Source organism: Microbacterium soli (assembly GCF_039539005.1).
Lineage (GTDB): Bacteria > Actinomycetota > Actinomycetes > Actinomycetales > Microbacteriaceae > Microbacterium > Microbacterium soli.
The window spans coordinates 1,858,882-1,873,012 of the sequence record NZ_BAABCP010000001.1 but is presented as its reverse complement, the minus strand read 5'-3'; the positions used below and the strand labels follow the sequence as shown (position 1 = coordinate 1,873,012).

The following is a 14,131-nucleotide window of genomic DNA, read 5'->3' as shown; positions in this document are numbered from 1 at the left end:
GCGGGGGCTGTCATCCCTGACTCTAGGTCGGACCGGAAGCACCGTCCAATAGATACGAAATCGCTCTTCTATAGATAATCTCGATACGTGGCCCTTGCGGATCTCAACCAGCTGCGGACGTTCGTCGTGCTCTACGAACTGCGCAGCGTGACCGCGGCAGCGGCACGACTGCACGTCACCCAGCCGACGGTGAGCTACACCCTCAAGCGGCTGCGGGCGAAGTTCGGCGACGAGCTGTTCCGTCGTGAGGGCCACGACATGGTTCCCACCGCGAAGGCGACCGCCCTGTTCGCGCCGCTGCACGAGGCGCTCGCGCAGATCGATGAGACCGTGAGCGACCCGGATGCCTTCGAGCCGGCGGGTTTCCACGGCGAGCTCGCGCTGGGTCTGACCTCCATCGGCGAGCAGACCTTCCTCCCCTCGATCATGAAGGCTCTCGCGCACGAGGCCGCCGGCCCGCATCTGCAGGTGGAGCGGCTGGATGCCGACCAGGTCGAGGAGGGGCTGATCCGCGGCGCCATCGACCTGGCCATGAGCGTCTCGATGATCGGCAGTCCGCGACTGTGGCGCACGCATGTGCGCGCGGTCGAGTACGTCGCGCTGTCCTCCCAGGCGCATCCGCTCCGCGATGGGGAACCCGACATGTTCGCCGGTCGCCGCATCGTGCGCGTCTCCGCTCGCGGCGGGCACGTGTTCCCCCTGCAGGCTCTCACCGAGCACGGCCTGATGCCGCAGGTGGCGCTGACCGTCGAGGAGTACGCCACCGTGCCGGCCGTGGTCCAGGCGACGGACCTGGTCGTGCTGCTGCCGCGACACGTCGCGGAGGTGTTCAGCGGATGGTTCCGGGGCCTGCGGATCGCCGAGCTCCCGTGGCCGGGCCAGAGCACGCCGGTGTCGCTGTACACGCGCCGCGAGGCCAGCCTGTCCCCGGCTCAGCGCTGGTTCCGCCAGCTCGTGCTCAGCGCCGTCCGGCCGGCGGAGTAGCCGGGATCCCCCTGCCGGACGAGTTCGACTGCGGTCACCAGATCCCTGCCGGGGAGCCCTGCACGGATCCCGGCGCCGGATGGCGGCTCTCCCTGCTGCTGACCGGCGCGGCACCCTCCCCTCTCGCACACGCGCTCTGGTGGCGCGCGAACCGTCACGAGATGTGCGGCCGACAGGCCGAGGCACCCGCTTCGACGACCGCCTCGGCATATGGCGCGACCCTGTCGCCCGGCAGGTCGCGGAGTATATGGGCGTGCAGTCCACGCCGTCGGGGATGTCGCCGTCCGTCGGCTACGCGATCGCGGCGATCGGACCCACCCTGTTCGGGGCGCTGCACGCCGCGTCCGGCAGCCGGAGCGGCCCGCTGGTCACCCTTCTCGTCGTGACGGCCCTGCAGTCCGTGCTCGGTGCGTATGCCGGGCGGGATCGCTTCGTGCTGGGGCATCGCTCCTGAACGCGGGCGGATCGCCATCGGACGCGATGAGTTCCAGCACGAGCGCGGACGCGGGGGCGAGAAGCGGGGTCCGCACGCCGACCGTCTCCAGGAGCGCTCCCGGCAGCGTGACGCCCTCCGCAAGCCATGGCACGGGACGAACATCCAGGTACTGCTGGGCCGACAGCGCCTCGATGACGTGGAGGCGGTACACCAGGCGGGGATCCAGGCCCGGCAGGCGCAGCGCCGGAGGCACAGCCCATTCGCCCGTGCCGGTGCGCGCGAGACGGTACAGCGCATGACGACGATCGGAAGAGACCACTCCGGTCAGCAGCTGCTCACCACCGTCCGACTCGTCGTGAACGAGGCTCCCGCTGTGCATGAGCCCGCGAAGGCGCTTGTACTCCGCGATCCCGGCGGCCAGCTCGCTGCGCTCATCCGGGGAGAACCGGGTGATGTCGGCCTCGATCCCCGCGGAGGCGAAGAGCGTCGTCGCCATGCGGAAGCGGAGATCCGTCACGCGATGCGTCGTATGCGCGCGGGACGGGCCGATATGACTGCCGATCAGTTCGGGCGGCACGAGCAGCTCGGTCCAGCGCTGGATGCGGACGCGCTCGACGGGATCGTTGGTGTCGGATGCCCAGATGCGATCTGCGCGCTGAAGGATGCCGAGATCCACGCGTGCACCGCCCGAGGCGCACGACTCGATCTCGACGGAAGGATGCCTCCGCCGCAATTCGTCGAGCAACGCATACACCGCACGCGTGTGCACGCCCGACCCGGCCCGCCCGGCGTGCGCGGCCTCGAACAGGTCACGATTGTGATCCCACTTCAGGAACTCGATCGGGTACTCCTCGAGGATCGCGTCCAAGCGCTCGAGCAGATGCTCCGCCACCTCCGGCCGCGCGACATCGAGCACGTGCTGATGCCGCCAGGCGCGAGGCGGGCGGTCGGGCGCGCTCAGCAGCCACTCGGGATGGCTCCGCGCCAGCTCGGAGTCGGGGCTGACCATCTCCGGTTCCACCCACAGCCCGAAGCCCATTCCCCGCGACCGCACGTGGTCGATGATCGGATGCAGCCCATCCGGCCACACCGCGGGATCCACGCTCCAGTCGCCCAGGCCGGCGTCGTCGGAACGCCGCCCGCGGAACCAGCCGTCGTCGAGGACGAAGCGCTCCACGCCGACGTCGGCCGCGGCGTCCGCCAGCGCGATCAGCGTTGTCAGGTCATGGTCGAAGTACACCGCTTCCCAGGTGTTCAGCATCACCGGCCGCGCTGCAGAGGGATGCGAGCGCCGCGCCCGCAGCGAGCGGTGCAGCCGGGAGGACAGGCCGTCCAGACCTCCATCGCTCCACACGAACCACGCGGTCGGGGCGGTGAATTCCTGCCCGCGAGCGAGGACGATCTCATCCGGCCGCAGCAGCTCGCCGACTCCGAGAACACCGCGCCCCTCCGGCAGCCGATCGGTCCGATGCACGGAATCCGCGCTCCATGCCAGGTGCACGCCCCACACCTCGCCCGAACGGCTCGTGAAGCCGGTCGTTCCTGCGACCGTGAGCATCGGTGAATCGTGACCGGTGCGGCCGCGCCGCGTTTCGCGCACCATCGTCCCCATCCCGAGTGGCCGCCGTTGCGGAGACCGCTCGCGCGCCCAGCGCCCGGTGAAGTCCAGCAGCTCCTCCGCACGGGGGTCCAGCGGCACTGTGGCATCGAGCGCGGTGATGCGCAGCTCCTCCGTCCCGCAGTTCTCGATGCGGTGATCGATATGCAGCACTCCGGCAGCATCCAGGCGGAGTTCACTGTGCAGACGCATCCCCTCGGCATCCGCGAGGATCGAGAATCCGCGCTCATCCGCGTCGATGCGGACGACGCGCCAGTCCGGCAGGAGCGGCGAACCGCCACGAGATCCGCTCAGCGCCGGTCGACCGGCGAACCCGTCCCTCTCCGTCGGCAGGATCGTGAGCGGCCACGGCTCGTCCAGCGCGCTGGGCGGGATCTGACGCGCGAGGGCGCCGTCCAGAGCGGCGAGCGATTCCGCCGAGACTTCTCCGACGTCCGCACCCCAGTGCAGGATCTCGGGCAGGCCCTCGTCCCGGAGCACGACGATCAGGGCCGTGCCTGCGGCGTGGAAGCGGCGAATATCGGCCATGACGGGCCCTCCATCGGATGCTGAGACCAGCGTCCCTCGCCTCTGCACAGTTTGTCAAATCATGAAACAAAGGAATCAGGCGAGCATGGCCCGGATCGCGATCCCCGCCCCGGCGCGGGCCCACTTCGAGAAGTCCCACAGGCGCACGTCGACATCGACCTCGGCCGCATCACGGTCGACGCGCTGCGCGAGCGCCTCGCGCAGCGCCGCCGCTCCCAGCTCGTGCACGGCGATGCCGTCGCCGGTGAGAACGATCTTCTCCGGGTCGATGAGGTTGACCACTGCGGCGATCAGGGTCCCCAGCGCCCGCCCGGCGTCCGCGAAGGCCGCGAGCGCGATGGGATCACCCTCACGAGCGGCCTCGACGACGCCCTCGTACGTGACATCGGCCCGACGGTAGGCCGCCACGAGGGAGCTGTTGACGAGCATGCTCGAGGCACAGCCGCGATGCCCGAGCTCGCAGTACGGTCCGGCCTCGTCGACGATCATGTGACTGACCAGTCCGGATCGCGAATGCGCCCCCTCGACGACCGTCCCGCCCACGACCAGACCGCAGCCGATGCCCGCACCGACAGTGATGAGCGCCATGTCATCGATGCCCGCACCGGCGCCGAACCAGTGCTCCGTCGCCGTCAGGGCCTGCACATCGTTCTCCACCGCGCACGGCAGCCCCGTCGCCTCGGTGAGCATGCTCCCCAGCGGCACATCCTCCCAGCCGAGGAAGCGGGAGTCCTCGACGACCGCTCCGCCGTCCTGTTGCGAGACACGACCCGCGATCGCGACCCCGATCGCGACGAGGTCGGGCTGCCTCGCACGCATTCCCCGTGCGATCTCGGCGATCTGCGCCACCACCTCCACGGGGTCGGCGGATGCCAGGGGCTGATCGTGGGAATCGAGGATCGCCGCGGACAGGTCGGTGACGGCGGCGTAGAGATGATCCCCCGTCAGTTTTATGCCAAGGAAGTGCCGCGCGCCCGCATTGACGCGGAGCATCTCGGAGGGACGCCCGGTCTGCGCCATCAGCCTCGTCTCGCCCTCGATGAGGAAGCCGTCGTCGACGAGCTGACGGGTGATCCGCGTCAGGCTCGCGCGGGACAGATGCAGACGACGTGCGATCTCGGCGCGGGGCAGCTCGCCATGGATGAGCACTTCGAGGAGAGCAGCTCGAGTGGCCGCGGACATCTCATCCAAGTTCGACACCTTCCTCGGCACAGAGGCCGGCAACGCAGTCGTCCCCCACATTCTCCCCTGGCCATCGCCGGAATCGGAACCCAGCATCGGCGAGCCCCTGCCGCTCGCGGCCGCCTGCCCGCCGATCCTCACTCCGCGAGCGCCATGGCTCCCGCCTCCTCCCATGTCCGGGTGAAGTGGTTGTAGCAGACGCTCGGATCCAGCGCACTGCGGTCCGGCGCCCGCTCTCCGCTGACGACCTTCCCCACCCGCTCCGGATCGGGCGCGGCGAGCGCGAGGAGTCGGGTGTAGTCGTGGTGCGGGTCGAGGATCACGTCGTCGGAGGGCCCCCGCTCGACCACGCGGCCGCGGTACATCACGAGGATCTCATCGGAGAAGTGCCGGGCCGTGGCCAGATCGTGCGTGATGTACAGCACCGCGAGCCGATCCTCGCGCTGGAGCCTGCCGAGAAGGTTCAGCACGTCCAGGCGGATCGACACGTCGAGCATGGAGACGGGCTCGTCCGCCAGCAACACACGCGCACCGGGCGCGAGCGCCCGTGCGATCGCGACGCGCTGCCGCTGCCCTCCGGAGAGCTCGTGCGGGCGGCGCTGTGCGAACGACTCGTCGAGGTTCACCCGCTCCAGCATCTCGACGACGCGCCGATAGGTGTCATCCGCACCTCGCGCAACCCGGTGGATCTGCAGGGGCCTGGCGATGTGGTGGTCCACGGAGTGGAAGGGGTTGAGGGAGGCGAACGGATCCTGGAACACCATCTGCACATCCCGCCGGTAATGGCGCCGGGCCACGGGGACGCCGTCATCGTCGGTGACCTCGATGCTCCCCGACGTCGCCGTCTCGAGCTTGGAGAGGATGCGGGCGATCGTCGATTTCCCGGATCCGGACTCCCCTACCAGCGCGACCGTGCGGCCGGGGACCAGATCGAAACTGACGCCATCGACCGCGCGCAGACGCCGGCGATGGATCCCTGAACGGATGCTGAACTCCTTGACGAGGTCAGTGACGCGCACACTGGTCACGGCTCACGCCTCCTCTTCCACTCCGGTGCGGATGAACGATCCGCGCGATCCGCTCAGGCTCGGGAAGGACCCGAGCAGCCTGCGGGTGTAGTCGTGCCGAGGATTCCGGTACACCTCGTCAGCGGTCCCGAGCTCGATGATCTCGCCGCGCAGCATCACCGCGATGCGGTCGCTGATCTCCAGCAGCAGCGGCAGATCATGCGTGATGAAGATCACGGCGAATCCGAGCTCGTCGCGCAGGCGCACGATCTCGCGAAGGATGTCGCGCTGCACGACGACATCCAGCGCCGTGGTCGGCTCGTCCATGATCATCACCTGCGGCTGGAGGATCATGGCCATCGCGATCATCACGCGCTGGCGCATGCCGCCCGAGAGCTCATGAGGGTACGAGACGAGCCGAAGCGGATCCACGCCGACGCGGCGGAGGACATCGGCGGCGCGCGCTCTGCGCTCCGCGCGGGACAAACCCGGATCGTGCTCGATCAGCACATCCTCCAATTGGGCGCGGATGTTCAGAACCGGGTTCAGGGCGTTCATGGCGCCCTGGAACACCATCGACAGCTGAGACCAGCGGAACGCCCGAAGGCGCTTCTCGTCCAGGCCCAGAAGGTCGATGTCCTCCCCGTCGCGATCATGGAACGAGATGCGACCGGAGGCGATCCGCGCCGGCGGCTTGTGGAGCCGATTGATCGCATAGGCGAGCGTCGTCTTGCCGCAGCCGGACTCCCCCGCCAATCCCAGGATCTCCCCGGCGGCGAGGGTGAAGGACGCTTCCTTCACCGCGGTGACCGGAGTCTCGACCTCGTAGACGACGGTCAGGTCCTCCACGGTCAGAACCGGATGGCCGTCGCCACTGTCCGCCCTCATCGCCGCTCCCCCTTCCCGCGTCGCACCGCGCGCGCCGCCCGTCGCTGCCTGGCCGCGTGCTGGCGGATGTGCTTGAGCTTGGGGTTGATGATCTCGTCGATCGAGAAGTTGATGAGGGACAGCCCCATGCCGAACAGGGCGATCAGCAGTCCCGGCGGAACGAACCACCACCAGGCTCCGAGGGGCAGGGCGAACCCGTTCTGCGCGTAGAAGAGCATGGTTCCCAGCGTCGAGGAGTTGGAGGCGCCCAGTCCCAGGAACGACAGTCCCGCCTCACTGAGGATGGCGGCGATCACGGCGAACACGAACTGGGAGGCGAGGACCGGGAGGAGGTTCGGCAGGATCTCGACGAGGATGACCCGCCACGCCTTCTCCCCCGCGACACGGGATGCGGCGACGTAGTCGCGGCTGCGGATCGAGAGCGTCTGAGCCCGCAGGACGCGCGCCGACCCCGCCCACCCCGTGATCGCGAGGACCACGGCGATGGTCCACAGCCCGCGCGACTCGGCGGGGACGAACCCGGATATGACGATCACCAGCGGCAGTCCGGGGATCACGAGGAACACGTTCGAGAGCAGGGAGAAGGCCTCATCCGCCAGGCCGCCCACGTAGGCTCCGAGAACCCCGAAGACGGCGGAGAACACGGTCGCGAGCACGCCCACGATGAAGCCGATCTCCAGCGAGCCGCGCGTGGCGTGAGCCAGCTGCGAGAGCACGTCCTGACCGGTCTGCGTCGTCCCCAGGAGATGCTCCGCGGAGGGCCCGGTCAGACCGATGTCCCGGATGACCGCCGGATCCCCGACGAGACGCGGCCCGATCAGCCCGAACAGGATGATCCCTCCCACGAGGATGAGGCCGAACGCCAACCACGGCGTCATCGTCGGCACCATCTGGCGCAGCACCGATCGCCTCCGCCTCTCAGGCGGTCTGCCTCCTGCACGCACCTGACGGATCACGATCGTCCTGGTGGCATCCGCGGTGACCCGCTCCGCGGTCGGCGTGATATTCGTCATGGATTCAGCTCCGTACTCGTGTCCGGGGATCGATGAGCCCGTAGAACAGGTCCACGATCAGGTTCGCGCCCAGCACCGCGATGGTGATGAAGAGGAACAGCCCCTGCATGAGGGCGTAATCGTTGTTGGTCACAGCGGACAGCAGCTTGGCCCCGATCCCCGGATAGGAGAAGACCTGCTCGGTCACAACCGAGCCGGAGACGACGAAGCCCAGCGAGATGGCGAACCCCGCGATCGAGGGCAGGACCGCATTGCGCGCCGCGTAATCGCGCAGGATCCGTCCCTCGGCGAGCCCCTTGGCGCGCGCCGTCAGGATGTAGTCCTCCGACAGCGTCGACACCATCATGTTCCGCATGCCCAGCAGCCAGCCGCCCAGCGATGCGATCACGATCGTCAGCGCGGGCAGGAAGCCGTAGAACAGTGCCGATCGGATGAACTCCCAGTTCCACCCCGGATCCAGCACGACGTCGTAGCCGCCCTGGGAGGGGAACACCGAGAGCGTCGTGGAGAGGATGTAGATGAAGATGAGTGCGAGCCAGAAGTACGGGACGGCGGCCAGGAGGGTCGTAGCGGGGATGAGCGAATCCACCCACGTGCCCGGCTTCCATCCGACGAATGCTCCCAGAGCCACGCCGATGATGAACGCCAGCACCGTCGCGATCCCGACGAGCATGATCGTCCACGGCAGGGAGGAGGCGATCACCTCCGTGACGGGCGCGGGGAAGTAGGTGACCGAGACCCCCAGGTCGCCGTGGAAGATGTTGACCAGGTAGTTCCAGTACTGGACGATCAGCGGCTGGGTGGAGTCACCGCCGAGGAGGAGCTCGTATGCGCGCCGGGTGTCCGCCGAGACCTGCCCGCCTCGCTGCTGGAGCTTGGCGAGCAGGATGTCGACGGGGTTGCCCGGGAGCATCCGCGGGATCAGGAAGTTGAGGGTCAGCGCCGCCCAGAGCGCGGCGGCATAGAACCCCAGTTTTCTCGTGTAGTAGTTCATCACGTCACGTCCTCGATCTTCACGAGCTCCTCCTCTGCGCGCCTCACTCGCCGGTGGGCTTGAGCGCCTTGAAGATCTGGGCGTTGTCGGGCGAGGCCCAGATCGCGGGGAATGCGTACAGATCATCGGCCGTGGGCCAGCCGGTGAACTTGTCCGCGTGGAACTCGCTCGTCGTCCCGCCCGTCAGCACGGGGATGTAGGGCATGTCCTCGACGATGGCCGCCTGAATGATGTCGAACTGCTCCTGCCGCGCCTCGACGTCGTCGGGGTTCGTCTTCTTCAGCACGGACAGCGCCTCATCGACCGCCGGATCGCTGAACCGGGCGACGTTGATGGGCGCCGCCTCGCCGACGGGCGCGGTGTTCGCCGTCGAGAAGTAGTTGTTGTACAGGTAGTACGGGTCCGAAGCCGCGCCCTGGCCGAGCGAGTCGATCGCGAGCTCGAAGTTCCCCTTGCTCTTCTTGTCGGTCCACTCGTTCCAGGAGGACTGAGCCGCGGTGACCTCGATGCCCGCGGACTTGAGCTGCTGGCCCATCGTGTCGATGGCGGTGATGTAGTCGGTCCAGCCGGTCACCACCTCGATCGTGAGGCTCAGCGATTCGCCGTCCTTGGCGTAGATGCCGTCCTCGCCCTTCTCGTAGCCCGCCGAGGTGAGAAGCTCGTCGACCCGGTCCGGCTCGGGCGCCTCCGGGACGGTGCGCTCCTGGATGCCGTCGGAGATGAGGTCCTCCTGCGAGGGGAGCAGCGCGAAGGTCGGCGACATGTCGCTGGCGGTGTTCTCGAAGGCGAGCGAATTGATCTGCGAGCGATCGAGCGCATAGTAGATGGCCTGCCGGACGGCCGGCTCCGTCTGCGGACCCGTGCAGCCGAGCTCCGCGCTCGAGCAGGTCAGCAGTGCCATCTGGTTCACGCCGATGGTGATCGAGTCGTAGCCGGGGTAGTTCTTCGCGACGTTCTGGATGTCGGGGACCGGGCCCGTCTGCCAGTCGATCTTTCCTGCGGCGAGTGCATCCGCACCCGCCGTGTTCCCGGACAGGGAGAGGTAGCGCACGTTCTGGACCTCGGGCGCGCCGCCCCAGTAGTCCTCATTCGCGGTGATCGTGAACGCCTGCGGCTTGAAGTTGGTCAGCACGTACGGGCCCGTGCCGACCGGGTCCGCGACGACGTCGGTGACCGGATCGATGCCCTTCCAGAGGTGCTCGGGCACGATGAACGTGCGCCCGAGGATCTCGGGTCCGCTGACGAACGCCGGCGCGGGGAAGTCGAGGCGCACGTGGAGGTCATCGACCTTCGTCGCCGTTCCGTCGAACCCGCCGGTGTTCAGCGAGGGGTTGTCCAGCAGCATCCCGAAGGTGAAGACCACGTCATCCGCGTTGAACTCCTCGCCGTCGCTCCAGGTGACTCCCTCGCGAAGGGTGAGGTCGAGCTGGGTGCCATCCTCGTTCCAGGTGTACTCGGTCGCCAGCAGCGGCACGTAGTCGTTCGAGTTGACGTTGGTCACGAAGAACAGCGACTCGAAGATCGTGCCCAGTCCGCCGATGTTCGTGGGTGAGTAGGGATTGAAGTTCCGCTGGTAGTCGCCGGCCTGCCCGGTGAACGCGACAAGCGTGTCCGACGCGGTGGACGAGCCCTGGCCGTCCGATCCGCTCGCGCAGCCGGTCAGTGCGAGCCCGAGGGCGAGAGCACCCGCGGCGATCGTGGCGGATGCGCGATGAACGCGCGGAGAGTGAAGAAGCATCCTCGGTCCTTTCCTCACGCCGCAGCCTGGGCCGGCGACGTCGACGAACCCTGATGAGCTCAGGGGGTGGAGGGGGTGAGACCCCGAGGTCATTGTTACTCTACAAAACTAAGTCCGTCAAGAGGGTTTGTTCCTTTTTGAACAAAGTGTCCCAGAGCCCTCGGATGCACACCGAGCACGCCCGCCTGCGGCTCGAAGCGCACGAGTCCGCAGGCGGACGCGTGGCGTCCTCGTTGCTCTCAGCCCTGGAGATCACCCGCGTGGCGCAGTACCAGCGGGTCGAGGAACACGCCGGGATCGATCTGCGGGGGCACGCCGGTCACCGTGAAGTCGCAGCGCTCCCCCGGCAGCAGCGTCACCAGCCCGGTATCGACACTCGCGTCCGGATGCCCTCGATCAGCCAGCACGAACAGATCCCGCACATAGGATCTCGCGCTGACCGTGACGCGCACGGCACCATCCTGCGCGCTCGAGACGGCCTCGAAGGGCTGCCGCTCCAATCGCTGCTCGACCACTTCCGCGAAATCATGCACGGCGCGGCCGAAATCGGCCGCCTCGGCGACGAGCACCTCGCCGGAGGGATCTGCGGGCGTACGGAGCGCGGGTGGGATCTGCACCGTCGACTCGCTTCGCGCGCCGACCTCGCACGCGATGACCGCGCTCGACAGCACGAAGCCGTCGAAGCTCATGCGACGCAGTGCCAGTTCCCCTGCCCACGCATCGTCGTGGTCGTTGAGCAGGACGGCCGCGAGGCCCTCCTCACGGGGCTGGACGGTGACCAGACGCGGTTCGTACACCGCTCGGATCGCGTACCAGAGCGGTTTGCGGCGCTCCGCGAAGTCGACGGCGGCCCACGAGATCACCGGCCAGTCGTCATTGAGCTGCCACACGATCGTGCCGGTGTTGTAGGGGGCCAGCGAGCGGAAGTGCTCGATGCCGAAGCGAACGGCGGCCGCCTGGTTGAGCTGCGTGGCCCAGTGCCAGTCGTCGATCGTGCGGGGCCGGGGAAGATGCGGTCCGAGGCCCCGCTCGAGCTTCTCGTTCCCCCGCTCCGCCTTCTGATGCACGAGCATCTGAGGCCCGTGCGGATCCAGCGGCGCATCGTGCACGACATCCGTGAGAGTGGTCCACGCCGGCGGACCCTGGAACCCGAACTCCGCGACGAACCGAGGCGTCCACTCGGCGTACGCGGTGTAGTCCTTCTCGTTCCACACGTCCCAGATATGGGTCGTGCCGTGCTGACCGAGGTTGGGGCTGAGATACGCGGAGAACGAGTACGGGCTTCCGGGGGAGAAGAACCGAGTCGGGTCGAGCTCCGCCAGCAGCCCCGGGAGGAGACGTCGGAAGTACGCCTCGCCCCACGTTCGGCCCTCGAGCCTGTGCCGCCAGCCCCAGTCCGCGTAGGCGACGATGTTCTCGTTGCCACCGTTCCAGATCACCAGCGACGGGTGCGACGACAGGCGCGTTATCGCCTCGCGCGCCTCCGCCTCGACCTCCCGGTGGAGCCAGGCCTCCTCCGCATATGCGGCGCACGCGAGCAGGAGGTCCTGCTGCACGAGGACGCCCTGCTCATCGCAGATCGTGTAGAAGTCCTCAGACTCGTAGATCCCACCGCCCCAGACGCGCAGCAGGTTGATGTTCGCCTCGGTGGCATCCGCGATCCGACGCGCGCAGCGATCCGCATCGACCTCGCTGGGGAAGGCGTGGTCGGGGATCCAGTTCGCTCCGCGGATGTGCACGAGACGGTCGTTGACGTAGACGGCGTAGGGAGTGCCCTGCTCATCGGGCGCGGTGTCGACCCGGACGGTCCGGAACCCGATGCGCCGTCGCCACTGCTCGCGCCCCTGAAGACGCACCGCGAGAGGGTACAGCGGCTGCGCGCCATGGCTCCTCGGCCACCAGAGCTCCGGATCGGGCACCTCCACGTGCACGACGACGGAGGTGCTCCCCATCGGGACCCGCGTCGGGATCCGCTGCCCGGCGATCTCGACCTCCACGTCCAGCTCCGGTTCGCGCAGGCGATCAGCGCGCTCCACGTCGATGTGGACGTCCACGATCCCGACCGTCCCGTTCTCGCGATTCACGTCGACGAGCGGGCGCACCGCCGCGATGCGCGCATCGCTCCAGGTCTCCACTCTGATCGGTCGCCAGATGCCGGCTCCGGCGACGTCGATGCCCCAATCCCAGCCGAAGCTGCTGGCCATCTTGCGGATCGCGTTGTACGGATGGTGGTTCACATGCGGACGCGGGCCGTGCTCCTGGGAGCGCGCCTCGGCCGCCGGCACCGGCGCCGCGAAGTCGATGCGCAGCGTGTTCTCCCCGGTCACGAGCGCTGCGGAGATGTCGAACCGATGCGATCTGTGCTGATTCTCGGCGCGCCCGACCTCCACCCCGTTGAGGGCGATGACCGCGACGGTGTCGAGTCCCTCCGCGACCAGCTCCTGACGCTCGGTGCCGTCATCCGCCCACTCGAACACTGTCGTGAAGGTCCAGTCGACGTCGCCGATCCACTGCTGCTCGGTCTCATTCGCGCCGTCGAAGGGATCGGCGATGAGGCCGGCGCGCTGGAGGTCCAGATGAACGGCCCCCGGCACTCGCGCGGGGATAGGCCGACCCGCGATCCCCGCGGGGACAGGTCCGGAGGACGCCGTGACCGTCCACTTCCCGGTGAGCTCGATGACAGTCATGTGGCCCCTTCGCCTGATCGGATCCTTGCCAACACTTCGTTTCATAATCTTACAAAGAAAGCCTCGGAGATGACCAGCCCCCTCGCCGACGGTGAGCAGCGGCGCTCATCGCGCTGATCGCCGAGAACGACCCCGCCTCATCGACGGCTACGCCGAGGCCGCCTCGCGTCGGAACCGGAAGGCGCAGAACTTCTCCTGGTGGATGACGGGCATGCGGCACCGGCTGCCGGAGAACAACGACTTCGACCGGCGCCGCCAGCTCGGCGAGCTGCGGTCGGTCGTCGACTCCGAGGCCGGCCGCACCTACCTCGCCGAGGCGCACACGGGCTGGTCACTGGACTGAGCACTCAGCTCTTCCTGCGGTTCCAGCTGGCCTTCGCCGGTGCGTGGGGGCTGCGCACGTGGATCGACCAGCTGGAGTGCGGGTGGATCGAGAGGATCGCTCGCTCGTACCAGGACCGCGCCCGCTCGTCGAGCCGCGGGAGGACGGCGTCCTTGTCGATGTCGTCCTCCGGGCGGGGCCGCAGCGCCTTCCAGACCAGCTGCACCTCGGGGGCGCCGGTCGGCACGCCGTCAACGTCGAGCACGGCCGATGCCCAGGGAAGCGTCAGCCGCGGGTCCCGCTTGTACACCCATGCGCGGGGCGCGCCGTCCTCCACGTTGACCTGCAGGACCCACGCCTCCGCCGTGTCGTCGAGAATCCGCACGGCCTGCACATCGGCATCCGCATCAGCCGCGGTGAGCGCGACCAGCGCATCGTCCTCCGTCTCGATCCACGCGCTGAAGCCGTCGGGGAGACTCCCGACGAGGGCTGCGAGATCACGCGCCACGACGCTCACGTCGATGTTGCGGCGCGGACGGATGCCGTGGCCCAGCCAGCGGTCCAGCGCCACCCCGCCCGAGAGCCACCACCGCACGTCGGCGCCGGTCAGCAGCCCTGCGACGGATTCGGCGATGAACGGCCGCCACGGCGTCGCGGCCGTGGGCGAAGGTGAGGGCATGACCCGAGGCTGCCCGCTTCGGACGATGCGGGGGTCGGAGAGCACGTCGGCTACC

General features: G+C 68.4%; 12 protein-coding genes. 3 read left to right on the top strand and 9 right to left on the bottom strand.

The window, feature by feature from the left end:
- Window positions 1-87 precede the first annotated feature (87 nt).
- Complete coding sequence (locus ABD770_RS08650) at window positions 88-984, top strand: LysR family transcriptional regulator (RefSeq protein WP_344819142.1); 897 nt, start codon at window positions 88-90, stop codon at window positions 982-984.
- 79 nt (window positions 985-1,063) lie between these two features.
- Window positions 1,064-1,438, top strand: coding sequence for a hypothetical protein (locus tag ABD770_RS08645; RefSeq protein ID WP_344819141.1), 375 nt, complete (start codon window positions 1,064-1,066; stop codon window positions 1,436-1,438).
- Here the strand turns inward: ABD770_RS08645 and ABD770_RS08640 are convergent.
- The 8 genes from ABD770_RS08640 to ABD770_RS08605 all read right to left on the bottom strand — a co-directional run bounded on the left by ABD770_RS08640 (window position 1,353) and on the right by ABD770_RS08605 (window position 13,075).
- Window positions 1,353-3,566 (bottom strand): alpha-galactosidase, encoded by a 2,214-nt coding sequence (locus tag ABD770_RS08640; RefSeq protein WP_344819140.1) that lies wholly within the window; start codon window positions 3,564-3,566, stop codon window positions 1,353-1,355. The genes ABD770_RS08645 and ABD770_RS08640 overlap by 86 nt on opposite strands.
- A gap of 75 nt (window positions 3,567-3,641) precedes the next feature.
- Entirely contained in the window at window positions 3,642-4,748 is a 1,107-nt protein-coding gene (locus ABD770_RS08635; protein ID WP_344819896.1) for an ROK family protein, read from the bottom strand.
- 137 nt (window positions 4,749-4,885) lie between these two features.
- Window positions 4,886-5,776: an ABC transporter ATP-binding protein gene (locus ABD770_RS08630; RefSeq protein WP_344819139.1), complete on the bottom strand. Its 891-nt coding sequence runs from the start codon at window positions 5,774-5,776 to the stop codon at window positions 4,886-4,888.
- 3 nt (window positions 5,777-5,779) lie between these two features.
- Window positions 5,780-6,643: an ABC transporter ATP-binding protein gene (locus ABD770_RS08625; RefSeq protein ID WP_344819138.1), complete on the bottom strand. Its 864-nt coding sequence runs from the start codon at window positions 6,641-6,643 to the stop codon at window positions 5,780-5,782.
- Window positions 6,640-7,656: an ABC transporter permease gene (locus ABD770_RS08620; RefSeq protein WP_344819137.1), complete on the bottom strand. Its 1,017-nt coding sequence runs from the start codon at window positions 7,654-7,656 to the stop codon at window positions 6,640-6,642. The genes ABD770_RS08625 and ABD770_RS08620 overlap by 4 nt, the downstream gene beginning before the upstream one ends.
- A 4-nt stretch (window positions 7,657-7,660) precedes the next feature.
- Window positions 7,661-8,650 (bottom strand): ABC transporter permease, encoded by a 990-nt coding sequence (locus ABD770_RS08615; RefSeq protein ID WP_344819136.1) that lies wholly within the window; start codon window positions 8,648-8,650, stop codon window positions 7,661-7,663.
- Window positions 8,651-8,693: 43 nt separating this feature from the next.
- A complete protein-coding gene (locus ABD770_RS08610; RefSeq protein ID WP_344819135.1) occupies window positions 8,694-10,388 on the bottom strand; it encodes an ABC transporter substrate-binding protein in 1,695 nt (564 codons plus the stop codon).
- Window positions 10,389-10,627: 239 nt separating this feature from the next.
- Window positions 10,628-13,075 carry a glycoside hydrolase family 2 protein gene (locus ABD770_RS08605; protein WP_344819134.1) on the bottom strand — a complete coding sequence of 816 codons (2,448 nt, stop codon included), beginning with the start codon at window positions 13,073-13,075 and terminating at the stop codon, window positions 10,628-10,630.
- 91 nt (window positions 13,076-13,166) lie between these two features.
- On the opposite strand from ABD770_RS08605, the gene ABD770_RS08600 reads away from it, so the two are divergent.
- Window positions 13,167-13,418, top strand: coding sequence for a hypothetical protein (locus tag ABD770_RS08600; RefSeq protein ID WP_344819133.1), 252 nt, complete (start codon window positions 13,167-13,169; stop codon window positions 13,416-13,418).
- Window positions 13,419-13,422: 4 nt separating this feature from the next.
- Here ABD770_RS08600 and ABD770_RS08595 read toward each other — a convergent pair whose 3' ends face one another.
- The gene (locus ABD770_RS08595) at window positions 13,423-14,076 is read right to left on the bottom strand and encodes a nucleotidyltransferase domain-containing protein (RefSeq protein ID WP_344819132.1); all 654 of its coding nucleotides are present in this window, start codon (window positions 14,074-14,076) and stop codon (window positions 13,423-13,425) included.
- Window positions 14,077-14,131: the final 55 nt, after the last annotated feature.